Origin of the sequence: Streptomyces sp. NPDC006193 (assembly GCF_040613915.1) — a bacterium.
Taxonomy (GTDB): Bacteria; Actinomycetota; Actinomycetes; order Streptomycetales; family Streptomycetaceae; genus Streptomyces.
The window spans coordinates 303,073-325,595 of sequence record NZ_JBEXTB010000002.1 but is presented as its reverse complement, the minus strand read 5'-3'; the positions used below and the strand labels follow the sequence as shown (position 1 = coordinate 325,595).

Genomic DNA, 22,523 nt, shown 5'->3' with positions numbered 1-22,523 from the left:
TCGCCGACGGCGACCGGTGGCCGCCGGGCGGTCAGCCGCGGGCGACCATCGCCTCGATGCCGGCGATCAGCAGGTCCAGGGCGAAGGTGAAGTCGCGGTCCAGCATCTCGGCCACGGTGTCGCCGCCGCGGGCCGCCATGAGGTGCCGGGACTCCTCGACGACGTCCGCGGTCCCCGGGATCTCGGCCACCATGGTCATGGCCTGTTCGAGGTACTCGTCGGCGCTGAGCCCGGTGTCCGCGATCCGGGCGAGGAAGTGGCTCTCGATCGTGCCGTAGCCGTACACGAACTGGAAGACGGCGGAGATCGCCCCGGTCACCCCGTGCGCGGGCAGCCCGGCCCGGCCCACCACCCGCTGGACGACGCGGGAGAAGGCGACCGAGTTCGGGCCGATGTTGAGGTAGCGCCCGGCCAGCGGGGACAGCCAGGGGTGGCGGACCAGCAGCCCGCGGTAGGCGGTGGCCAGCGCCCGCAACTGCTCCCGCCAGTCCTCGTCCGCGGCGTCCGGGTCGGGCAGCCGCAGGTCGGCGTAGACCGCGTCCAGGGCGAGTTCCAGCAGGTCGTCCTTGGTGTCGACGTACCAGTACAGGGACATCGCGGTGACGTTCAGCTCGGCGGCCAGCCGCCGCATGGAGAACTTCGCCAGGCCCTCGGCGTCCAGCAGCCGCACGGACGCCTGTGTGATCCGCTCCCGGTCGAGCCCGGAGGGCTGCCCGCCCCGTCCGCCCCGGCGGGCCCTCTCCTCCAGCCACACACTGGTCCGCGCCGACCGACCTGCCCGCTTCGTCACCGGCGGCCCTTCCTCGTCTCCGCTCACGGTCCCAACCTAGGGGCGCCGCGCGACCAGCCACAACGCACCCGCAGCCGCCCGACTACCCGCCTGCCGGGGACCCTAGGCGGACACCTGCTCCGCCCGCCGCAGGAGCCCCGCCGCCACGAACCCGCCGAGCAGGACCGCGACGGCCCCCACCAGCTGCCCGGCGCCCAGCCCCCCGGCCAGCGACTCCCCGGACGCCACCGAGCCGCTGAGCACGGCCCCCAGAACGGCCACCCCGAGACCGTTGCCGAACTCGGCGAGCGTGCCGTTGATCCCGGCCCCCACCCCGGCCTTCTCCGGAGGGATGGCGCTCATGATCGCGTGCGCCATCGCTGGGTTCGCCACCGCGCACCCCACGCCGATCAGCAGCAGCCCGAGCAGGGTGCCGGCATAGCCCCCCGAGTCCACCTCGGCGATGGACACCAGGCCGCCCGCCATGCACACCATCCCCGACGCGATCGACACCGGAGTGCCCAGCCGTGCCGACCACCTCGCCGACAGCCCGCTGAAGTTGAGCACCACCACCGTCAGGGCCAGCGGAGCGGTCCGCACACCGGCCTCCAGCGGCCCGTAGCCGAGCACGAACTGCAGGTGCTGCGTCAGCAGGAACAGCGCGCCGCCCATGCCGAACACGATGAGCACGGCCCCGGCGACCGCGCCCGTGAACCGCCGGTCGCGGAAGAAGTGGACGTCGAGCATCGGCTCGTCGGCCCTGCTCTCCCACCAGGCGAACGCCGCCAGCACCAGCACCCCGACGGTCCCGGTGCCGAGCACCCGCGCCGACGTCCAGCCGTGTCCCGGCCCGGAGATGATCGCGTAGACGAGGGCGGCCATGCCGATGGTCGACAGCAGCGCGCCCAGCAGGTCCGGGCGGTCGCCCCGGGGGTTCTTGGACTCGGGCACGAGGGCGGCCACGGCGACCGCGCCCAGCGCCGCGACCGGCAGGTTGATCAGGAAGATCGCGCCCCACCGGAAGTGGTCCAGGACGAGACCGCCGATCAGCGGGCCGCCGGCGAAGCCCAGCGCGTTGACCGCGCTCCAGATGCCGATCGCCTTCGGCTGCTCCCCGGGGGTGAAGATCTGCATCGCCACCGCCAGCGTGGTGGTCATCAGCAGCGCGCCGCCGACCCCCATGCCGGCCCGCGCGGCGATCAGCTGGCCGGTGCTGCCGGCGAGTCCGGCCACCAGCGAACCGGCGCCGAACAGGGCGAGTCCGGTGATCAGCATCTTCTTGCGGCCGTAGCGGTCGGCGGCGCTGCCCGCGGTGAGCAGCAGGCCGGACTGCACCAGGGAGTAGGCGTTGATCATCCACTGGATGTCGGAGGTCTTCGCGTGCAGCTCGCGGGTGAGCGAGGGGATGGCCACGTTCAGGACAGTGTTGTCGAGCAGCACGGTGAGCTGTGCGAGGCAGATGACGGCCAGGATCAGCCAGCGCCGGGGATGGCCTTCGGGAGCGGACATGCCGTACACCGTATAGCCAGTGCTATACGGTGTACAACGCGGTTTCCGGACGGCCGGCCGTGCCCGCTAGTCCGCCTTCTGTGTGAGGTCGTAGAAGGTGGCCGAACCGACCGTCACCTTCGTGAAGGTGCTCTGGACCCACGAGCTGATCCGGGAGGCGGAACCGCTGTCGCCGCGGCCGCCCATGCCGCCGCCGGCGATGAACCAGTGGACCCTCCCCTCGGCCACGTACGTCTTGAACCGGGCCAGGGTGGGGGACGGGTCGGTGCCGTTGAAGCCGCCGACCGCCATCACCGGGTCACCGGTGGCGAGCTGGTAGGCGGCCGCGTTCTGCGAGCCGACGGAGGCGGCGACCCAGGTGTACCGCGAGGCGTCCTTCTCCAGCAGCCTCTGGGCCGCCGAGGACACCCGCGCGCCGTTCAGCAGGCCGCCGAAGCCGCCGCCCGGGCCGCCCTCGCCGGGCCGGCCGCCGCCGGGGAATCCGCCGCCCTGCGCGGTCCGCCCGCCCTGCCCGCCCCGCGCACCGGGCGTGCCGCCGCCGAAGCCGCCGCCCGGCGCGCCGTCGCCCTGCGGGTTCTGCCGGCCCTGCGGGTTCTGCTGCCCCGGCGGGCCGGGCTGCGCGCCGCGGAAGCCGCCCCGCCTGCCGTCGCCGCCCGGACCGCCCGGGCCGCCTGGGCCGCCCCGCATGTTCGCGCCCGCCGGACCGGCCGTGACGATCGAACCGGTGTGGCCCTGCCCCAGCGTGCTCAGGGTGTACGCGGCCGGCCCGGCCAGCGCGGCGAGCAGGCCGGCCGCCGCCGCCCCGGCGGCCGGCCACCGCGGCACGCGGCCCGCGAGGACCAGGCCCAGCGCGGCGACCAGCCCCCCGACCAGCACCAGCCACCTCAGCCAGGGCAGGTAGTCGGGGGTGCGGTTCAGCAGCACGTACCCCCAGGCCGCGGCGGCGGCCACCGACGCGGCGAGGGTGACCGACGCCCACGGCTCCCGCCGCCTCTCCCACAGCAGTCCGGCGCCCGTGCCGGTCACGGCCGCGAGGCAGGGGGCGAGGGCCACCGTGTAGTACGGGTGGAAGATGCCCGCCATGTAGCTGAAGACCGCCATGGTCGTCAGCAGGGAACCGCCCCACACCAGGAGCGACGCGCGGGTCACCGACGTCCGCCCGCGCCCGCGCGTGGCCACGAGGCCGGCGGCCAGCAGGATCAGCGCGGAGGGCAGCAGCCAGGAGATCTGGCCGCCGACCTCGGAGTTGAACATGCGGTCCCACCCGGTCTCGCCCCACATGCCGCCGCCGCGGCCGCCGCCGCCGACGCTGCCGGTCTCGTCGCCGTCGAGACGGCCGAGGCCGTTGTAGCCGAAGGTCAGCTCCAGGAAGCTGTTGTGCTGCGAACCGCCGATGTACGGGCGGGAGGAGGCCGGCCACAGCTCGACCGCCGCGACCCACCAGCCGCCGGAGACGACCAGCGCCAGCGCCGCCGCGGCGAGCTGCCCCAAGCGCCTCCGCAGCGGCACCGGCGCGCACACCGCGTACACGGCCGCCGGCGCCGGCAGGACCAGGAACGCCTGCAGGGTCTTGGTGAGGAACGCGAAGCCGAGCGCGACGCCGGCCCACACCAGCCACTTCGTACGGCCGTCCGCCAGGCCGCGCACGACGAGGTAGCAGGCCGCGGACGTCAGCAGCGCCAGCAGCGCGTCCGGGTTGTCGAACCGGAACATCAGCGCCGCGACGGGGGTGAGCGCCAGCACCCCGCCCGCGATCAGGGCGGCCCCCGGGCCGGACCGGAGGCGCACGGCCGCGTGCACGACGGCGACGGTCGCCACCCCCATCAGCACCTCGGGGACCAGGATCGCCCACGGGTTCAGGCCGAAGAGCCGCACCGACAGCTCCATCGGCCACAGCGCGGCCGGGGGCTTGTCGACGGTGATGGCGTTGCCCGCGTCCAGCGACCCGAAGAAGAACGCCTTCCAGGACGTGCTGCCCGCCTGGACGGCCGCGGAGTAGAAGGAGTTGGCGTACCCGGAGGCGCTCAGGCCGTACAGGTACAGCACGCAGGTGGCGGCCAGCAGGCCGAGGAGGGCGGGGCGCGCCCAGCGGGGGTCCTCGGGCTTCCCGCGCCACAGACCGCGCGGGAACGGCTGCCGGGGCTCACCGGCCCCCGGGGCCCGCGCCGGACCGGCCGCGTGGGGTTCCCCGGCGGTCGTACCGCCCCGCTGTGCCGTCGGCGGGCCGTCGTAGGCGGTCATCGGGTGTCCCCCGGAGTGCTGTCGTGAGGGCGCGCCGGCCGCGTTCGCGGGGCGGCGTCCTCGCGGTGGCCGTCCGCGGCGTCGCCGGCGCGGACCTGGGCCGGGTACGGCTGCCGGTGCGCGCCGTGGTCCGGGAAGACCCAGGCGCGCAGGAGCAGGAACCGCAGCACGGTCGCCGCGAGGTTGGCGGCGACCAGCACCGCCAGCTCGGTGGAGTGCGCCGGGCTGTCGGCGGCCGCGTCGAGCGCGGCGAGCGAGCCGCTGGTCAGGGCGAGACCGATGCCGAGCACGACCAGGCCCTGCGCCTGGTGCCGGACGGCGCCGCGCCGGCCGCGCACGCCGAACGTGAACCGGCGGTTGGCGGCGGTGTTGGCCATCGCGGAGACCAGCAGCGCGAGCGCGTTGGCGGTCTGGGCCCCGCAGAACCGCCGGCCCAGGCTGTACAGCAGCAGGTAGAAGAGGGTGGACGCGGCGCCCACGACGCAGAAGCCGACGAGCCGGCGGGCCAGGCCCCCGGGCACCCCGGTCAGTTCCCGGTCGCGCGGATCGTCGCCGAACGGCCGGGTCAGCCGGTCCAGCGGCAGCGAACCGGTGGCCAGGGCCCGGCCGATCCGCCACACGCCCCTGAGGTCCTCCAGGGCGGTCCGCACGATGCGCACGGTGGAGTCCGGGTCGTCGACCCAGTCCACGGGCACCTCGTGGATCCGCAGGCCCGCACGCTCGGCGAGCACCAGCAGCTCGGTGTCGAAGAACCAGCCGGTGTCCTCCACCAGCGGCAGCAGCACCCGCGCCACATCGCGCCGGATCGCCTTGAAGCCGCACTGCGCGTCCGAGAAGCGGGCCCGCAGCGAACCGCGCAGGATCAGGTTGTAGGCCCGGCTGATCACCTCCCGCCTCGGGCCGCGCACCACCCGTGAGGTCCGCGACAGCCGGGAGCCGATCGCCAGGTCGGAATGACCGGAGATCAGCGGCGCCACCAGCGGCAGCAGGGCGTTGAGGTCGGTGGACAGGTCCGCGTCCATGTAGGCGAGGACCGGGGCGTCCGACGCCGACCACACGGCCCGCAGCGCCCGCCCCCGCCCCTTCTCCGGGAGGTGGTGTGCGCCCACCTCGGGTATCTCCCGTGCCAGCCGCGCCGCCACCAGCCAGGTGGCGTCCGTGGACGCGTTGTCCGCGATCGTGATGCGGAAGGCGTACGGGAAGGTGCGCGTCAGGTGCGCGTGCAGCCGGCGGACGCACGGCTGGAGGTCCTTCTCCTCGTTGTGGACGGGTATCACCACGTCCAGGACAGGCGTACCGGCGTCTGCGGCCGGGAGGTGCTCCCGCGCCGGCAGGGTGCCGGGGAAAGAGTCGGTTCGCATGACCCGACCGTCGTCAACCGCCCTGTCGTGCCCGTGTGGTGGCGCTGTGGCGCACCTGTGAGTGCTGTGCGCCGCGGGGGCCGGGCCGCCGCGGCCGCCCCGGGAGCGCGGGCAGGCGCACCGTGAACACGGTCCGCCCGGGCTCGCTGTCGACGGTCACGGCGCCGCCGTGCGCCGCCGCCACGGCCTGCACGATGGCGAGGCCCAGCCCCGTCGAGCCGGTGGCGCGGGAGCGCCCCGAGTCGCCGCGCGCGAACCGTTCGAAGACGTGCGGGAGCAGCTCGGGAGGGATGCCCTGGCCGTCGTCCTCGACGTCCACGCACAGCCAGGGTCCGCGCCGCCGGACGCGGGCGGTGACGGTGGTGCCCGGCGGGGTGTGGGTGCGGGCGTTGCCGAGCAGGTTGACCAGGACCTGCTGGAGCCGGGCCGGGTCGGCGCGGACGAGCGCGGGTTCCTCGGGCAGCTCCAGGCGCCACACGTGGTCCTGCCCGGCCGCGCGCGCGTCGCTGACCGTGTCCACGACGAGGGGGACGAGGTCGGTCCGCTCGAACTGCAGCGGCCGTCCGGCGTCGAGCCGGGCGAGCAGCAGCAGGTCCTCCACGAGCAGCGTCATCCGGCCCGCCTCGGACTCGATCCGGCCGAGCGCGTGCCGGGTGTCCGGCCCGACCTGTTCCCTGCCGCGCCGGGTCAGTTCGGCGTACCCGCGGATCGAGGCGAGCGGCGTCCGCAGCTCGTGGCCGGCGTCGGCGACGAACTGCCTGACCCGCGTCTCGCTCTCCTGCCGGGCGTGCAGCGCGCCGTGGATGTGGTCGAGCATCCGGTTCAGCGCGGCGCCGACCCGGCCGACCTCGGTGTGCGGGTCGCACTCGGACTCGGGGACCCGCTCGCTGAGGATCACCTCGCCGGTGTGCAGGGGGAGTTCGGACACCCGGGTGGCGGTGTCGGCGACCTTGCGCAGGGGGCGGGTGGCGACGCCGACGAGGACCGAGCCCGCGATGCCGGCGGCGACCAGGCCGGCGACGGTGACGCTGACCTCCACGAGGATCAGGGTGTCGACGGTGGAGGTGACCGACTCGGTGGGCAGGGCGACGTAGTAGTCGCCCTCGGCTCCGGTGACGTACCGCACGAGGTACTCGCCCAGGCCCGGGATGCCGACGGTGTGCGTGCCCGTGGCGGGTGTCCCGGCGAGGGCGGCCCGCTGCCGGGCGGTCAGGGCGACGGCCTCGTTGCGCTGGAAGGGGCCGTTCTCGGCGGTGGCCTGCTCGGCGATCACCGCACGGGTGACCGTGCCGTCGGCGCCGATCTCGGCGGCGACGGTCCCCGGCTGCGTCGGCCCCCTCACGAAGCCCGTCAGCCGGTCCGCCGCCGCCGGGTCCCTGGCGGCGCCGGGCCGCACGGGCCCCGACAGGCGCTTGCCGGCCTCCGCGACCTGCCCGTCCAGCTGCTCGTACAGATGCGAGCGCAGCGCGAGCGCGGTCACCGTGCCGATCACCGCGCACACCACGGCGATCAGCGTCAGCGAGGCGACGACGAGCCGGGTCCGCAGGGTGCGCGGCTGCCCGGCCCGCCGCTTCGGCGGTCGCGGCCGCCGGCCGCTCACGACACGGCGGGCTTGATCAGGTAACCGGCCCCGCGCCGGGTGTGGATCATCGGCTCCCGCCCGGCGTCGATCTTCCGGCGCAGGTAGGAGATGTACAGCTCGACGACGTTGGCCTGCCCCCCGAAGTCGTACGACCACACGCGGTCCAGGATCTGCGCCTTGCTGAGCACGCGCCGGGGATTGCGCATGAGGAAGCGCAGCAGCTCGAACTCGGTCGCGGTGAGGTGGATGCTCTCCCCGGCCCGCGACACCTCGTGGCTGTCCTCGTCGAGGGTGAGGTCGCCGACGACCAGCACCGAGTCCGAGCGCCGGTCGGCGGCCCCGGACCGGCGGATCAGCCCGCGCAGCCGGGCGACGACCTCTTCGAGGCTGAACGGCTTGGTGACGTAGTCGTCGCCGCCGGCGGTGAGCCCGGCGATGCGGTCCTCCACCGCGTCCTTGGCGGTGAGGAACAGCACCGGCACGTCCGGCAGTTCGCGGCGCAGCCGCCCGAGCACGGTGAGCCCGTCCATGTCCGGCAGCATCATGTCGAGCACGACGGCGTCGGGCCGGAACTCACGGGCCGTGCGGACGGCCCCCTGCCCGTCCCCGGCACTCCTGATCTGCCAGCCCTCGTAGCGGAGGGCCATGCTCAGCAGTTCGGTGATGGACAGCTCGTCGTCCACCACAAGCACCCGGACGGGGCTCCCGTCCGGCCTCAGCAGTGCGGTGCGTCCCTGGGGCGAGGTCGTGGTCATGGTGGCCACCATGACGGGAGCCTCTGAGAAGACGCTTGCACGATTCTGTGATTTCCCTGAGAAACACCGGGGCGCCCGCCGGCCAACTCCCGTGCTCCTCCTGCGAGTCCGCACGCCGGCGCCGGTCCACGGGCTCGCGCGCCGGCGCCTTCGATGGTTCCCGCGCCGGGACGCCCGCGCCCCCGCCCCCTCAGAACAGCCCGTCCGGTTCCCTCCTGAACTCCCGGACGGGGAACGTGCACCGGACCGCCGCGGACCTGGCCGGCACCAGGTCCCACCCCGCCATCAGCCGGGTGTCGAGGACGACGGCCCCGCGACCGCCGGCCCGCAGATGCAGGTCGGGCCCGGCGGCCGCGACCAGCTCCCCGCGCACCTCCCCGCCCGGCACGATCTCCACCACCTCGCCCCACGCCTCCGGGGCCCCCTCGAACCCGAAGAGCCCTACGTGGTCGACGACTTCGCACGGCTCCGGCCGCAGCGACTCCGGCCACCCCGCGAGCGCGGCGGCCCGCGCGTGCAGCTCCCGCACCTCGGCGGCGCGCTCCGCCCGCGACGCGGGCAGCGCCGACCGCACCGCCCGTTTCCGGTCGTACGGGATCCGGTCGGGCACCCGCAGCGCGGCCCGCAGCAGCTCCTCGGTGCGCCGCGCGGCCATCAGCGGACCGGTGCCGAGCCAGCTGAAGCAGACGGCGCCCTGTTCGAGCAGCCGGGCCGGGCCGCGCTCGACGGCCGTGATGCCGACCTTGACCATGCCGGGTCCGAACCAGGCCAGGTAGACCCGGTAGGGGCGGGGGTCGTCCGCGAGGGTGTCGGCGGCCACCGAGTGCGCCCGGTCCAGACGGGCGCACTCCTCGCACCGGGCCCCCGTACCGCGCCCGGGCACGGCGGCGCCGCGCGGGCAGGCATGCCCCCGCGCCCCCACGCACCTGCGGACGCCCCCTTCCGGCACCGCGAAGGCGACCGGCTTCCCCGGGGCCGGCTCGCTGCGCCGCCCGCCGTCCCACATGAGCACCGGGCCGTCCGGCGCCCACCGCAGCCCCGCGCATCTCCACACCTGTGCCATCGGGTGCGAGGGTAAGGGCCGGCACCGACAACGGCCCGGGCACGGTGACGGCCGGCGCCGGCGACGACGTCACCGGACGGGCCCGCCGTGCGCCGGATCCGGGAGGCCGGCCGCACCCCGCGGCGCTCGGACCACCCGCGACCGCCCCGCCCGGCGGGCGGGCGGGGTCACTCGACGGGAGACAGCCGCACCGGTTCCGCGTCCGCGCCCACGAGCGGCGCCGCGGTCACCGGCGCGGTCGCGTGCCGTCGCCGCCCCCGTCCCGCCAGCCGGCACCCGACGCAGCCGGGATGACCCTCCCTGGCCTGGGTGTCCCGGACCCGCATCCCCCACTGCTCCCGCGGCCGCACCCCCGGCGGTTTGCCCCAGCCGGACAGGTGCAGGACCCAGGTCACCACGGCGCTCGACGCCACGACGGCCAGCCCGCCGAGGATCAGCGGCAGCGAGGCCGTGCACACTCCCCAGCCGGCCACGCTGCCGCCCACGGCGACGATGCCCACGCCGGTCCATCCGGCGATCGTGTGACCCTCGTCGTACAGACTCATGGAAACGCCTCCACAGGCGAGATTGCCTCACGGTCTAAGAGATTTACAACCCTAATATCTCACGAGCTAAGGGATTGCGAAAGATGGACGGCACGCCGCGCCCGCCCGCCACTCCGGCCCAGGCCCTGTCGGCGATGGACCACCTCATCGCCGCCCACCTGATCGGACAGCAGGAGGCGGCCCGGCGACTGGGCCTCAACGTCACCGACCTGACCTGTTTCGGCTTCGTCCTGGAGGCCGGCGACGACCTGCTGACGGCGGGCGACCTCGCGGCCCGGGCCCACGTCACCACCGGTGCGGTGACCGGCATCCTCAACCGCCTCGAACGCGCCGGCTACGTCACCCGCCGCCCCGACCCCACCGACCGCCGCCGCGTCCGCGTGGCCGCCGTACCGGCCGCCGTCTCCCGCGTCGAGGCGGTGTACGCGAGCCACTACCAGCGCCTGGCGGCCCTGTTCTCCGACTACTCCCCGGAGGAACTGGCGGTCATCACCGACTGGTTCACCCGCGCCACGGCCCTGGCCCACGAGTCCCTGGAGGACCTGAACCGGGACCCCGAGGCCTGAGCAGCTGTCACCTGGAAGCGTCACCACCGCTTCCCCTGTCGATCGGCGCGCTGCGGGGCACCTTCCGGGCGATGGCGATGGGACGGCGCCCCCGGAGGAACGCCCGGCGAGCGTCCGCGGCGTCGCGAGCTCCGGCACGCCCGGAGCCTCCGGCGCACGGCAGCCGGCGATCACGCCCCGCTGCCGCGATTCGCTGCCGCCCCCCGGAAACGCGAGAGGCCCCGGATCTCTCCGGGGCCTCTCGTCTGTGTGCACTCGGCAGGATTCGAACCTGCAACCTTCTGATCCGTAGCTCTATGCGCAAAGGTCGGGGAGGGTCATACCGGTCGCACTACGGCCCTCCACAGACACTGTCGGACGGAGCCGGTTGCTGTGGTTGCTGTACTTGGCTGCTGTACCGCCGCAAGCTTGGTTCCTATCAGGACCCTGCGATCGCGTGCGCAGCCTGCTCACCAAGTGCCATGACCATTCCACCCAAGGCGTTGCCCGCAGCCGGTGCAATCGCAGCCATGAGACGATCAGACAGCTGACGGAGGCGGCCACGCTCCGGTGCATCGCCACTCGCCTCCGCCTCCAACTCGTTTGAGATGCGCTCGACTTCGACCTGCTGCTCTTCCGGCAGGCCATAGGAGGGAATTCCCTGGCGTGCGACAGTCGCGAAGTGGGTGAGCTGAGCGAGGACGGCGGGATCGATTCCCGAGTTGTTGTTTTGCGTAAAGGCGGACTGAGTTCCAACCACGACGTTCTGCGACCCATCGACTCGCACGTTGAACGTCGGCCCGTTGGACGCCGGAGGATTCAAGAAATCAGACACTGGCTTCTCACTCTCTGCACAATCAACCCCTTTAACGGTGAGCGATGGGGCGAGCAGATGGTTAGATTGATCGACTTTCAGCCCTTGAATCAGGCCGACTGAGTGCAGATAGGAAACGGCGAGTCCCGTTTCACGATCACTGAAAGGTTGCCCGAAGAACAAGGCTCGATCCGAGGCCCCGAACTCCTCAGTTGTCGCTGGCGCTTCCGCACCGATATAGGAATCATACAGCCACAGCACCAATGCTTTACGCAGAGCCGCCGTACGAGCGGGGCCGTTACGCCTTTTCGCGCGCAGTTCGGATACTTGGCTAATTCCAAAATAGCTGATGCTGTAGTCGCCCGCTATTGAGTGCAAATTAATGAGGCCAGCCTTATGGAGTCTACGCACGGCAGGCCCAAAGTCGCGCTGCTCGAAATGTGGCCAAAGATGCACGCCTTGATCCAGGTCACCACCAGACTGGTCGTAGATGTACTCCAGGATGCTCAACTCATCTGCCCCGATAGACACCTGGCGAGCGTACCGCCACCGGGGGCGAACCCTCCAGAAGAAGTTTCCGAGCACGGCTACCAGCCAGTAACGTTTGGCCAAAGCTTGACATCGTTAGCGACCGCGTCTAGGCCAGTAGGCCCAATGTTGCCTGCCCGAGCGTCCGGAGCCTTCATGCCTGACAGACCGAGTGATGCTGCTGTGAGTGTGCGCGAGTACCTCTACGTCGACACCTTGCGGGTCAGGACTCTCCTTGCTCAACTCTCTTCGGGCCTGCCAGAAACGAGACGCTCAGACCACACGCGACAGTGGACTGCTTCCCTCACGGACTTGGATAGCCCACAACATGACGAGGGAACAAGGAACCAGGAGGTTCGCTCCCTCGCGGATTTGCACGTGGCGATGCTCGAAGACGACGCCGAGTATGCCCAGATGCTCCTAGATGTCAGTGAAGTATCCAAGAAGCCTAAGAACTGGAATCGAGGCCGTATTCATCGAGCACTGAATCCGGGATCACTAATTCGAGTCAAAGGACCGACAAGTATCATTTACCCTGCTTCATTCGCAGCATCCGTGAACGCGTTTTCCTCGGTGACTGACGACTCCGCCTTTTCGCACGATGTGGAAAAGATCGTTAATGCGATGTATGGGGAGCATCTCACGCTTCGCGTGTACCCTTGCGGTCAGAATGAATGGGACTATCAATTTTCAGGCGTCATTTCTGATCCTGGGAATTATTTGGCAGGGGAGAAGACGGTCCTATTCTCGCGCTTGGGGGCAGACCCTCAGGAGTGGACCACCCTCGCAACGATCAGTCGAATCCCTGAGCGCGACACCATCTCGCCGACCATTCGCTACGAACGTATAATGGCGACGCTTCAAGAGGCAGTGGCAGACGGCGAAGTGAACCGCCAAGTCCTTGAAAGGATGATCCAAGAGACAAGCAGGGCGATGGAGGGCTTCGGCTTCAGTGAAGCACCCACCTGGCCAGCAATTTCCGTCATCCCGCTCGCTGTCTATCGCTCAGTACAGCCATCGAAAATCACCCCTGAGCTAGAACAGGGCGACTGATACAAAGGCAGTCGTACGCTCCGGGCTTCAATGAGTGATTCGCGCCGTTGGGCGCCGACCGAGGAAAGGCCGGCGCCCATATGGGCGACACTATATGTCCGTGCACATTCCCGTCAGGTCAATCACGCCGGTTGGACGTACTGGATCAATCGGCCTTCGACCTGCATCGCTGGTCCGTGCAGGTCCAGCGACATCCGTCATTATTCGCCTCTGTGGGTGTCAGCCACTGGTTTCAGACATCAGCGTTGTCCTTGACGAGTTCCCGCGACAGCAGTCGAGGCTGACTCTGCAGGTGCGCTCGGACAAGCAACAGCACGATGATCACTGTGACCAGCTGCGTCGCCGAATCGAGGGCTGCGGCAAGGGGCTGGGCTCCGATCACGCAGCTGACTACTGCTCCGAGCCATACCCACTGGGCGTTGTCAGTGGCTCGTGGAACAGTGGTACTAGCGCCGAAGCTTCCGTGCTGAAGCTGGGCGTCGCGGGTCAGACGGGGCGTGTTCATGTTCCTCCTGGCTCTCTCGGGGCGCACCTGCCTCTCGCCAAAGTGCTCGGGTGCGCCCCGCGTCTCGTTTGGGCCTGACCTTTCTACGGCACGCCACTGACAAATGAGAGGGCCAACTCCACTTAGTGACTCGGGAGTTGTTTCCATCGGCCGTTTCACGTGAAACCCGCTCAACGTCAACTGCGCTGTCTGGTAGGACAGTCCCGCCGCTTGGCTTGCTGATAGTGGCACGCCCCTCGCCACCAGCCAATCTGGTTATCCACAGGCCCTGGGCACAACCCCGCCGGTTCTGTGGAGACTTGACCTACAGCTGTGTGCAACCTGCGGGACGAGCCTGTGGATAACCGCCCGCATCACATGAGAGAGGCCCACTGACCAGCAAGTTTCCTCGCCCCCAGCTGTGTAGAAGAAAAACTTCCCCAGCTGGATCAAGATCGCCTCTAACGGTGCACAGGAGTACACGCTATGAGCCACAGAGTAAGAGGCTGTGCGCATTTGCATCCCTTACCTTGATGCCGCTTGGCCTTCCCTGCCCAAGCCACCACCCACCCCCAGCTCCCATCCCGTACGCCGTCGACCCACACACCGTGGAGCGGGCGTGGTTCCTGGCGTCCAGGTGGAGCGCGCCACTGTACGAACGACCTGGACGCCAGGGGCCGCGTCTGCTCGGCTCTGCCTGGGTCGACGGTGTACGGGATGGGAGCGTCCCATGCACGCCACTACGGACCCGCAGCCGGGAACGGCGCCCCCTCCATCCCGGTGCCGGCCGATCCCCCGCCGGAGGCATCGTTCTGACCGTGGCCGCTCCTAGTGGCACCCGCCTTGTGGTCTCTTCGGCTCGCTGCTATGCGCGCGGCACGGACACCGGCCGGGCTGGAGCGGGACGGAGGCAGGAGCGCAGGCCCGGCCGGGGGCCGGGCCGCGCGCGGGGAGCGGAGCGAGCCGCCTTGAACCAGTAGAGAAAGTTGTAACTCAGTAGGTCCCGTGGGGCTTGAAGACGTACGCACACGCCGGTAGTTCGGCACCCTGGCGGTGAGCCAGGGGCAGGAAGAGCACCGGTCGGATGGTCCACGTGATCCGGGTTCTGGCGTGGGTGACAGACACAGTGCACGGCTCGGCACGCAGCAGGGCTCGGCGGGTCTCGATGCGGCCTTCGTACAGCCACTGCCACGCCGCGTCCGATGCGTCCGCGTCCAGTGCCGGTGAGATCGTGCGGAGTACGACCGCTACCCAGCGGTCCGCCTGCGGCGCGGTGTAGGCGTCGAACGATGCCAGCAGTGCCGGCGGCCACTCCTCGGTCAGGTCCTCGGTCCAGCACTCGCACCAGTAGCCCCGCTGTGGTGGCTTCATCAGCATGGGCGACCTCCCCACCGGGCATCCGCGTACAGCTCCGCAGTTACCGTGTGGCCCTGGTCGCTGTCGTGCACGACGACCCGGTGGGCGATGGCGCTGACCATGCCCAGTCCTCGGCCGCGCTCGGCGTCCTGGTCCTGGTGCTCGACCTTCGGGGCCGTGCCCGTACCGCCGTCGTCCGTGACCGAGACCGCGACCACCTGAGCGGAGACCGCGACGGCCAGGTGGAAGCTGCCGGACTCCCAGCCGCTTGCCGTGTGGCGGATCGCGTTCGTGCTCAGCTCGCTCACGATCAGTTCGGCGTCGTCGGCTAAGGGGGAGCCGCGCAGGATGTCACGGGTCCATCGGCGGGCCCGGCTCACTTCTTCTGGGAATCCTGGGCAACTCAGCCCCCAGACCCGGGCTGTACTCGTATACTCGTGCATACAAGTTCCTTCGTGCTGGTAGGCCGCCATGTGCAGCGGGTTCGGGCTAGACGAGTTTCACGCCGTCGTGGGCGCGAATGGCCGGCGGGGACGCCGCGTCGAGTGCGTCCAAGACGCGGATCGCGTATGCCTCGTCGGCAAGCTCGGTGACCTCTTCGCGGGTGGCCCAGCGCAGTGCGCGGGTCTCGTCACCGGTGGTGGGCACACCGTCGGCGGCTTCACAGCGGAAGACCAGCGAGACGATCAGGCCCGTCATGTTCTTGTAGACGCCGGTCAGGGTCGCGGGAAGCGCGATCTTGATGCCGGTCTCTTCGAGGACTTCGCGTTGAAGAGCTTCCGGGATGGTCTCCTCGCGTTCGAGGACGCCGCCCGGCGGCTCCCAGTGACCGTTGTCCCGGCGCTGGATCAGGAGGGCCCGGCCTTGGTCGTCCACGACGACCCCGGCGACGCTCACGGAGTGCGGGCGTTCAGTGCTCACGTTCCTCGGCCCTCTCGGCTGGCTAGGCTCTCCACCGTAGCAACACCACTCGCCCACTCGTCTAGATACCTAAAGGAGTACTCACGTGAGCCCTCTCCCTTCGGGCCTCCTCGGTGATCTCGACCCCACGAGCGATCGTGCGGTCTTCCGGCAGATCGCCGACCAGCTGCGCGAGGCCATCGACCGTGGGCGATTCCGCGAGGGCGAGAAGCTGCCCTCCGAAGCGGAACTTGTCGAGCACTACGGAGTCTCCCGGATGACCGTCCGGAACTCCTTCTCCGTCCTCACGGGCGAGGGCCTGGTGCACGCCGAGCACGGCAAGGGCGTCTTCGTCCGGCCGCGCCCCCCGGTGCGCCGACTCGCCTCCGACCGGTTCGCCCGGCGGCACCGTGAGCAGGGCAAGTCCGCCTTCATCGTGGAGGCCGACGCCGCCGGCAGTCACCCCACGGTCGACAGCCTGGAGGTCAAGGAAGAGAAGGCGAGCCAGGACATCTCCACCCGGCTCGGCTCGGTGCGGCGGGTACTCGCCCGTCGGCGCCGGTATCTCCTCGACGGGCGGCCGGTCGAGTTCGCCACCTCCTACCTCCCGCTCGACATCGCCCGCGGGACCCCGATCGCCGAGCCCAACCCCGGCCCCGGCGGCATCTATGCCCGTCTCGAAGAGCTGGGTCACCACCTCGACCACTTCGAGGAGGAGATCCGCGCCCGGATGCCCTCGCCTGCCGAGGTCAAGACGCTGCACCTGGCGGCCGGCGTGCCCGTCATCCATCTGATCCGGACTGCCTTCGACTCTGAAGGGCGGGCCGTCGAGGTCTGCGACACGGTCATGGCAGCGGACGCATACGTTCTGTCGTACCAGCTTCCGGCGACCTGATCGGCATGGTTCGCGGTGGTGCGCGGGGACGCTTCTCCGAACTCGTACACCCCAACACGCGTACTCGTATAGACGAGTGGGCAAGTTGTGTGGCAAGGTGATCCATGCGATCCCGGAAATCGGGTTCACAGGCCGTCTCTTGTATAGACGAGTAGATAGGGGTAGTTCCTTGCGTACCATCCGCGTAGAGACCTCCGCCGCCACGATCCTCCTCACCGAGGCTCCTGAGCCGAAGGTCCGCGACCGGCAGACCGGCGAGATCGCCAAGGACGCCAACAGCGGTGAGGCGCTGATGACCATCGGCGTCGTCTACATCGAGGACGGCGAGTCCTCGCTCATCAAGGTCACCGTCCCGGAAGGCGGCATCTCCGAGGGGCTGGCCCTCGGTGCTCCGGTCTCGCTGCCGGGCCTCGTCGCCCGGCCGTGGGAGTCGGTCTTCAACGGCCAGCAGCGCCACGGCATCGCCTTCCGCGCCGCGGCTGTCACTCCGGCCGCCTTCCCGGCCGCTTCTGGGGCCGCAGCCTGATGTCCGACCTGACGACGCTTCTCGAAGTGGGTGGTCCTGTCGCCGCGCTCGGCGGCGGGGCCGCCTACGCCCGGGCCAAGCACCCGGCGGCGTACTGGTCCACGGTCGGTCTCCCGGCGTCCACGATTCGGCTGCTCAGCTCGTATGGCTCGGTCATGGAGGCGTGCGGGCTGACCGTGACGCCCTCCCGGCTGCGGGCCCTTGCCGTGAAGGCCATGACGCAGCGCGAGGTGCGGCCCGTACCGCCGCGCCGGGGCCTCATCCGAGCTACCACGACCGGACTGCGGCTGCGCCTCCGCCTGGCACCCGGCCAGGAACCCGCTGACTTCGTCGCCTCCGCCGAGCGACTGCGGCACGCATGGGGTGTCCACGCCGTGTACGTCACCACCGTCAAGCCGGGAGTCATCGAACTGCGACTCGTCGGCTACGACGTCTTACGACGGGTGCGCATGCCGCGCAAGATCGCGGCCGGCTTCCTCAAGGTGCCGGTCGCGGTGCGAGAGGACGCCACGCCCTTCATACGCGACTACCACACCATTCCCCACCAACTCACCCTCGGCGCCACCCTGTCCGGCAAGTCCATGTACCTGCGGCACCTGATCACCGGGCTCGCTCCTCAGCCGGTCGCTCTGGTCGGCATCGACTGCAAGCGCGGTGTGGAACTGGCGCCCTTCGCATCCCGGCTGTCAGCCCTCGCCACCGACCCGGAGCAGGCGGCCGAGCTGCTGCCCGTCCTGGTCCAGGAAATGGAGGACCGATACGACCTGATCAAAGCCCGGCAGGGCATCGCCCCAAGCACTCCGGACGAGGAGATCACCTCCGACATCTGGGGCCTGCCCGACCGCGAACGCCCCGTGCCCATCGTCCTGTTCGTGGATGAGGTCGCTGAACTCTTCCTCGTCGCGACTAAGAAGGACGAGGAACGCCGCGACGAGATGGTCACCCAGCTCATCCGGCTCGCCCAGCTCGGCCGCGCCGCCGGCATCTATCTGGAGGTGTGCGGGCAGCGCTTCGGCGCTGAACTCGGCAAGGGCGCCACCATGCTCCGCGCCCAGCTCACCGGCCGTGTCTGCCACCGCGTCAACGACGAGGCCTCCGCAAAGATGGCCCTCGGCGACATCGCACCGGAAGCCGTCCAGGCAGCCTGTTCCATTGCTCCCGAACGGCCCGGCCTGGCCGTAGCGGGCGACACCTCTGGCGGCTGGTCCCGCATCCGCACGCCGTACCTCTCCCTCGGGGACGCTGCCGAGACCTGCCGCGAGTCGGCCCACCTGGTGCCCGACCTGCCCGCGCTGAAGCCCTACCAGCCCGACGCACCCGTGCGCCCGGTCGAGACCGCGGCCCCGGTCTTCCTGCCCCGCCCGGTCACCGACTGATCTCCTCTGCTCGACTCCGGAAGGAGCCGCATCATGCGCGTCCGCTTGGCCCGCGTCGACGCCGTACTCGTCCAAGCCCTCATCGCCGCCGCACTGTCCTTCGCCCACCTGCACGACGTCGCCGTGGCGGCCGGACAAGACGGCTGGAAGGCCTGGGCCTACCCCGTCTCCGTCGACCTGCTGCTCGTCGCCGCCTGGCGCCGACTGCGCTCCGGTCACGGCAAAGCGGCGGCCTGGTGCTGGTTCGTCATCGCCCTCGCCGCCTCCCTTGGCGCCAACGTCGCCACCGCCGGCCTCCTCGACCTCGGCAACGTCCCGGCCTGGCTACGCATCCTCGTCGCGGGCTGGCCCGCCGTCGCCTTCCTCGGCGGCACCCTCCTCGCTCACGGCACGCCCAAGACGGACCCCAAACCGGAGGTCATCGAGGACCAGGAGGACCGCCTCGAAACCGCGCCCGACCTGCCCGCCCAACCCGCCATCGAGGCACCGCCGCAGCCCCCGCCCGTACCCGTCCCCTCCGCCCTGGTTGCCCACGCCCGCAAGGTCGCCGCCGAGCACCACGCCCGTACCGGCACCCCCATCGACACCCCGACCCTCCGCACCCGCCTCGGCGTCCCGGCACCGATGGCCGAAGCCATCGCCGCCCACCTCTGAGAGGAGACCGAATGTCCGCCAACCGCAGCTTCCGCAACGTCACCCGCATCGGCCCCGTCCAGGTCGGCACCGCCTACGACAACCGAGGCCGCGAGAAGCACACCGCCGCCTGCACCGCACCGCGTTGCGGCTTCTCCGCCGACTACGACAGCCGCGCCGCCGCCGAACTGGCCGCCCGCACCCATCGCTGCCCCGTCCGCTGAAAGGACCCGGACCACCGTGACCGTCAACCTGCCGCTGGTCGTCGTCCTCGGCTTCTTCGCCTGGGGAGCGATCAAGTTCCTCGGTGTCCGGACCTGGATCGTCGTCCTGATCGCCCTGTTCGGCTTCTGGCTCTCGCACACCTTCCTCGCGCCCGCCATCGAGTCCGGCACGCGATCCGGCGTGGGCGTCTTAAACGGCTCACATGACTAGACGAGTAGGTAAGGAGGAGCCCGCCGTGTTCCTGCCCAAGTACCCGGACAACCCGACCCCGCCGCCGGTTCACACGCACGCCCCGACCGACCCGGCTCCCGCCCGACGCGCCCTGCCGTCGATCTCCATCGACCAGAAGACGGTCGCGGCCGTGGTCGTCGCGGGCGTGGTCCTCACCGCGCTCCTGGCCGCCGTCGCCATCACGGCCATCTCCGTGGCCATCGCCGCCGTGGTCCTGCGCTCCCTGCTCCGCGACCACCACCGCCGCTGACCTGCGGCCAGACCTCCGGGGCGGCGAGACACCGCCATGTACTCACCGCCCTGGAGGCCCACTCCTCCCTAAGGGCCCGTCAGAAGGAGCACCGTCATCTTCGCCCGCGTCACCTCGCCCCCACTCCCGGAACTCAGCAACCTCGCCGCAGGCGGCACCTTGCCCGGTATCCTCCGCCAGCTTTCGGGCCTAGGCGGCTGCACCCACCCGATCCGCCTCGAAGGCCACCGCACCGAGTACGACGTCGACACCACGACCGGCGAGATCGGCCGCGTTCTCCAGCACCTCGACTCGACCGCCCTCCCGGCCGGCCAACTCCTCGTCCGCTGCAACAACCGTCGCACCACCCGCTGCCCGGCCTGCGCCGAGGTCTACCGCCGCGACACCTTCCACCTGATCACCGCCGGACTGCGCGGCGGCAAGGGCATTCCGGAGCACGTCGCCGCCCACCCTCGCGTCTTCGCCACCTTCACCGCCCCCGGCTTCGGCCCGGTCCACAACCGCCGCACAGACGGTCGTCCCTGCCGCTGCGGCACCCACCACGGCCCGGACGACGACGCCCTTGGCACACCGCTCGCCCCGGACACGTACGACTACGAAGCAGCCGTCCTCTGGAACGCGCACGCCGGACAGCTCTGGCGGCGCTTCTCCATCTACCTCCGCCGAGAGGCCGCCAAGCGCGCGGGCCTGTCACAGCGCCACTTCCGCCAACACGCCCGCGTCTCCTTCGCCAAGGTCGCCGAGTACCAGAAGCGCGGAGCCGTCCACTTCCACGCCGTGATCCGCCTCGACGGGCCCGGCGGCGGCGACACTCCGCCCCCGGCCTGGGCGACCGCCGAACTTCTCACGGACGCCATCGAGGCCGCCGCCACCAAGGTCCGCGTCGACGGCCCGGTCATCGACGGCCGTGCGCACACCTTCGCCTTCGGCCGACAGCTCGACGTCCGCACCATCCGCTCGGCCGACTTCGACGGCGGTCAGGAGCTGACCGAGCGAGCCGTCGCCGCTTACATCGCCAAGTACGCCACCAAGGGCGCCGAGACCGCCACGGGAGTTCTCGACCGCCCGCTCAAGTTCGCCGCCGAACTCGCCCAGCTCGACATCAGCGAGCACGCCCGCCGCCTCATCCGAACGGCCTGGACCCTCGGCGCCCGCAAGGACCTGGAACACCTCCGCCTGCGCGCCTGGGCCCACATGCTCGGATTCCGCGGCCACTTCTCCACCAAGTCCCGCCGCTACTCCACCACCCTCGGCGCCCTCCGCGACGCCCGCGCCGAATGGCGCCGAGCACAAGCGGCAACAGCCAACAGCCCGGAGACCGAAACGACGTACGTCCTCGCCCACTGGGTCTTCGCCGGCACCGGCCTGTCCGACGCCGAAGCCTGGCTGGCCGCATCTCTCGAACCCGCACCCGGAACCGAAGGGGAGCCCACCGCATGACCACGGTGCCCATCACTCGCAAGTGGCACACCACGGCCGAAGTCGCCGAGATGCTCGGCTTCGGCCTCTCCAAGACCAAGGCGCTCATCCTGAGCGGGGAGATCCGGTCCGTGAAGATTGGCCGCAACCGCCGCATCCTGCCGACCTGGGTCGACGAGTACGTGAACCGCTGCGCCTCCGAGGCCGGGGAGTGGGCGGCATGAGCGGAAAGCGGGCCAACGGCGAGGGGTCCATCTACCCGTACAAGAACGGCTTCGCGGCCTACGCCTGGGTCACGACGCCGGACGGCGACCGCAAGCGCAAGTACGTGTACGGCAAGACCCGCGAGGAGACCCACGAGAAGTGGATCAGGCTCCACAGTGAAGCCAGCAAGGGCCCGGTGCAGACCCGGCACCGCACGGTTCAGGCGTTCCTGTCCTATTGGCTCGACTCGATCGTGAAGCCCAACCTCGCTCCGCTTTCGTACGTCTCGTACGAGGGCTCGGTGCGGCTCTACATCAACCCGCACCTCGGCGGGAAGCGGCTCGACAAGCTGACCGTCCGGGACGTGCGGGAGTGGCTGACCAAGCTGGCCGGCATCTGCCAGTGCTGCGCCCAGGGCAAGGACGCCAAGCGGGCCGAGCCGCGTCGGCGGTGCTGTGCGGTCGGAGAGTGCTGCGAGGCCTATCCGTCCCGGCGCGTCGTCCAGGCCGCCCGCGACGCCCTGCGGGCCGCTCTCGCGCACGCCGTGACCGAGGAGGAGATCAGCAAGAACGTGGCATCCCTGGTCAAGGTGCCCAAGCCTCGGCGGCGCCGGATCAAGCCTTGGTCCGTGGCCGAGGCGGGACGCTTCCTGGCCGATTCGGTCGCCCGTGAAGATCCGCTCTTCGCGGCCTGGGTCCTGGTCCTCTGCCTCGGCCTGCGGCGTGGCGAGGCCCTGGGACTGACCTGGCAGTCGATCGACTTCGAGGCCGGTGAGCTGTACGTGGATCACCAGATCCAGAGGGCGGGCCGACAGATCCTCCACCGGGAGACCAAGACGGAGGAGTCCGACGACTTCCTTCCGCTCCCCGAGTTCTGCCTCCGGGCGCTCCGGATGCGGCGTGCCCAGCAGACCGGGGACCGGAAAGCGGCCGGGGAGCTGTGGCAGGACACCCGCGGCCTGATCTTCACGACGAAGTACGGGACGCCGATCGAGCCGGGCAACCTCACCCGCATGTTCGCGCTGCGGGCCCGGCGCGCCGGGCTCCGGGTGATCCCGCTCCGGAACACCCGGCACACCTGCAGCTCGCTCCTCGTGGCGCTCAAGGTGCACCCGAAGGTCGCACAGCGAATCCTGCGGCACTCGCAGATCGCCATGACGATGGAGGTCTACGCCGAAGCCAGCGAGGAAGAGGTGCGGGCCGCGCTCGGCAAGCTGTCCGATGCCATGGGCGGCGCCGGCTGACGCGGTTGCTGTACTT

At 70.7% G+C, this 22,523-nt stretch carries 25 protein-coding genes; 12 read left to right on the top strand and 13 right to left on the bottom strand.

Going from position 1 to position 22,523, the window contains the following annotated elements; genetic code table 11:
* Positions 1-31 precede the first annotated feature (31 nt).
* The 8 genes from ABZ261_RS03390 to ABZ261_RS03355 all read right to left on the bottom strand — a co-directional run bounded on the left by ABZ261_RS03390 (position 32) and on the right by ABZ261_RS03355 (position 9,825).
* Positions 32-790, bottom strand: a complete 759-nt coding sequence (locus ABZ261_RS03390; RefSeq protein WP_356854954.1) for a TetR/AcrR family transcriptional regulator — start codon at positions 788-790, stop codon at positions 32-34.
* Between the two features lie 102 nt (positions 791-892).
* Entirely contained in the window at positions 893-2,278 is a 1,386-nt protein-coding gene (locus ABZ261_RS03385) for an MFS transporter (protein ID WP_356854869.1), read from the bottom strand.
* 66 nt (positions 2,279-2,344) lie between these two features.
* Entirely contained in the window at positions 2,345-4,519 is a 2,175-nt protein-coding gene (locus ABZ261_RS03380) for a glycosyltransferase family 39 protein (protein ID WP_356854868.1), read from the bottom strand.
* Positions 4,516-5,880 carry a bifunctional glycosyltransferase family 2/GtrA family protein gene (locus ABZ261_RS03375; protein WP_356854867.1) on the bottom strand — a complete coding sequence of 455 codons (1,365 nt, stop codon included), beginning with the start codon at positions 5,878-5,880 and terminating at the stop codon, positions 4,516-4,518. Before ABZ261_RS03375 ends, ABZ261_RS03380 begins: the two co-directional genes overlap by 4 nt.
* Before the next feature lie 13 nt (positions 5,881-5,893).
* The gene (locus ABZ261_RS03370; protein WP_356854866.1) at positions 5,894-7,480 is read right to left on the bottom strand and encodes a HAMP domain-containing sensor histidine kinase; all 1,587 of its coding nucleotides are present in this window, start codon (positions 7,478-7,480) and stop codon (positions 5,894-5,896) included.
* Entirely contained in the window at positions 7,477-8,217 is a 741-nt protein-coding gene (locus tag ABZ261_RS03365) for a response regulator transcription factor (protein WP_356854865.1), read from the bottom strand. Before ABZ261_RS03365 ends, ABZ261_RS03370 begins: the two co-directional genes overlap by 4 nt.
* 190 nt (positions 8,218-8,407) lie before the next feature.
* The gene (locus ABZ261_RS03360) at positions 8,408-9,280 is read right to left on the bottom strand and encodes a DUF2797 domain-containing protein (RefSeq protein ID WP_356854864.1); all 873 of its coding nucleotides are present in this window, start codon (positions 9,278-9,280) and stop codon (positions 8,408-8,410) included.
* A 167-nt stretch (positions 9,281-9,447) separates the two neighbouring features.
* Complete coding sequence (locus tag ABZ261_RS03355; RefSeq protein ID WP_356854863.1) at positions 9,448-9,825, bottom strand: HGxxPAAW family protein; 378 nt, start codon at positions 9,823-9,825, stop codon at positions 9,448-9,450.
* 83 nt (positions 9,826-9,908) lie between these two features.
* On the opposite strand from ABZ261_RS03355, the gene ABZ261_RS03350 reads away from it, so the two are divergent.
* Positions 9,909-10,391: a helix-turn-helix domain-containing protein gene (locus ABZ261_RS03350; protein WP_356854862.1), complete on the top strand. Its 483-nt coding sequence runs from the start codon at positions 9,909-9,911 to the stop codon at positions 10,389-10,391.
* A gap of 418 nt (positions 10,392-10,809) precedes the next feature.
* Here ABZ261_RS03350 and ABZ261_RS03345 read toward each other — a convergent pair whose 3' ends face one another.
* On the bottom strand, positions 10,810-11,715 hold the full coding sequence (locus ABZ261_RS03345) for a hypothetical protein (RefSeq protein WP_356854861.1): 906 nt from the start codon (positions 11,713-11,715) through the stop codon (positions 10,810-10,812).
* A 375-nt stretch (positions 11,716-12,090) separates the two neighbouring features.
* Here ABZ261_RS03345 and ABZ261_RS03340 point away from each other — a divergent pair, with 375 nt between their 5' ends.
* Positions 12,091-12,765: a hypothetical protein gene (locus ABZ261_RS03340; RefSeq protein WP_356854860.1), complete on the top strand. Its 675-nt coding sequence runs from the start codon at positions 12,091-12,093 to the stop codon at positions 12,763-12,765.
* Between the two features lie 232 nt (positions 12,766-12,997).
* On the opposite strand, the gene ABZ261_RS03335 is transcribed toward ABZ261_RS03340, so the two are convergent.
* From ABZ261_RS03335 to ABZ261_RS03320, 4 genes are all read right to left on the bottom strand, one after another.
* On the bottom strand, positions 12,998-13,270 hold the full coding sequence (locus ABZ261_RS03335; RefSeq protein WP_356854859.1) for a hypothetical protein: 273 nt from the start codon (positions 13,268-13,270) through the stop codon (positions 12,998-13,000).
* A 972-nt stretch (positions 13,271-14,242) separates the two neighbouring features.
* Positions 14,243-14,626, bottom strand: coding sequence for a hypothetical protein (locus tag ABZ261_RS03330; protein WP_356854858.1), 384 nt, complete (start codon positions 14,624-14,626; stop codon positions 14,243-14,245).
* Positions 14,620-15,048 carry an ATP-binding protein gene (locus ABZ261_RS03325; protein ID WP_356854857.1) on the bottom strand — a complete coding sequence of 143 codons (429 nt, stop codon included), beginning with the start codon at positions 15,046-15,048 and terminating at the stop codon, positions 14,620-14,622. Before ABZ261_RS03325 ends, ABZ261_RS03330 begins: the two co-directional genes overlap by 7 nt.
* A gap of 46 nt (positions 15,049-15,094) precedes the next feature.
* Positions 15,095-15,502, bottom strand: coding sequence for an NUDIX hydrolase (locus ABZ261_RS03320; protein WP_356854953.1), 408 nt, complete (start codon positions 15,500-15,502; stop codon positions 15,095-15,097).
* Positions 15,503-15,611: 109 nt separating this feature from the next.
* Here ABZ261_RS03320 and ABZ261_RS03315 point away from each other — a divergent pair, with 109 nt between their 5' ends.
* The 10 genes from ABZ261_RS03315 (at position 15,612) to ABZ261_RS03270 (ending at position 22,507) form a co-directional block, all read left to right on the top strand.
* Positions 15,612-16,400 carry a GntR family transcriptional regulator gene (locus tag ABZ261_RS03315; RefSeq protein ID WP_356854856.1) on the top strand — a complete coding sequence of 263 codons (789 nt, stop codon included), beginning with the start codon at positions 15,612-15,614 and terminating at the stop codon, positions 16,398-16,400.
* A gap of 169 nt (positions 16,401-16,569) precedes the next feature.
* A complete protein-coding gene (locus tag ABZ261_RS03310; protein ID WP_356854855.1) occupies positions 16,570-16,926 on the top strand; it encodes a hypothetical protein in 357 nt (118 codons plus the stop codon).
* Entirely contained in the window at positions 16,926-18,302 is a 1,377-nt protein-coding gene (locus ABZ261_RS03305) for an FtsK/SpoIIIE domain-containing protein (RefSeq protein ID WP_356854854.1), read from the top strand. Before ABZ261_RS03310 ends, ABZ261_RS03305 begins: the two co-directional genes overlap by 1 nt.
* A gap of 33 nt (positions 18,303-18,335) precedes the next feature.
* A complete protein-coding gene (locus tag ABZ261_RS03300; RefSeq protein ID WP_356854853.1) occupies positions 18,336-18,956 on the top strand; it encodes a DUF2637 domain-containing protein in 621 nt (206 codons plus the stop codon).
* A gap of 11 nt (positions 18,957-18,967) precedes the next feature.
* Entirely contained in the window at positions 18,968-19,159 is a 192-nt protein-coding gene (locus tag ABZ261_RS03295) for a mobile element transfer protein (protein ID WP_249457435.1), read from the top strand.
* 16 nt (positions 19,160-19,175) lie between these two features.
* On the top strand, positions 19,176-19,370 hold the full coding sequence (locus tag ABZ261_RS03290; protein ID WP_356854852.1) for a hypothetical protein: 195 nt from the start codon (positions 19,176-19,178) through the stop codon (positions 19,368-19,370).
* Between the two features lie 25 nt (positions 19,371-19,395).
* Positions 19,396-19,641, top strand: a complete 246-nt coding sequence (locus ABZ261_RS03285) for a SpdD protein (RefSeq protein WP_356854952.1) — start codon at positions 19,396-19,398, stop codon at positions 19,639-19,641.
* Positions 19,642-19,800: 159 nt separating this feature from the next.
* Positions 19,801-21,081: a replication initiator gene (locus ABZ261_RS03280; protein ID WP_356854851.1), complete on the top strand. Its 1,281-nt coding sequence runs from the start codon at positions 19,801-19,803 to the stop codon at positions 21,079-21,081.
* Positions 21,078-21,284, top strand: coding sequence for a helix-turn-helix domain-containing protein (locus tag ABZ261_RS03275; RefSeq protein ID WP_356854850.1), 207 nt, complete (start codon positions 21,078-21,080; stop codon positions 21,282-21,284). The genes ABZ261_RS03280 and ABZ261_RS03275 overlap by 4 nt, the downstream gene beginning before the upstream one ends.
* Positions 21,272-22,507 (top strand): site-specific integrase, encoded by a 1,236-nt coding sequence (locus tag ABZ261_RS03270; RefSeq protein WP_356854849.1) that lies wholly within the window; start codon positions 21,272-21,274, stop codon positions 22,505-22,507. Before ABZ261_RS03275 ends, ABZ261_RS03270 begins: the two co-directional genes overlap by 13 nt.
* The last annotated feature ends 16 nt before the right edge of the window (positions 22,508-22,523 follow it).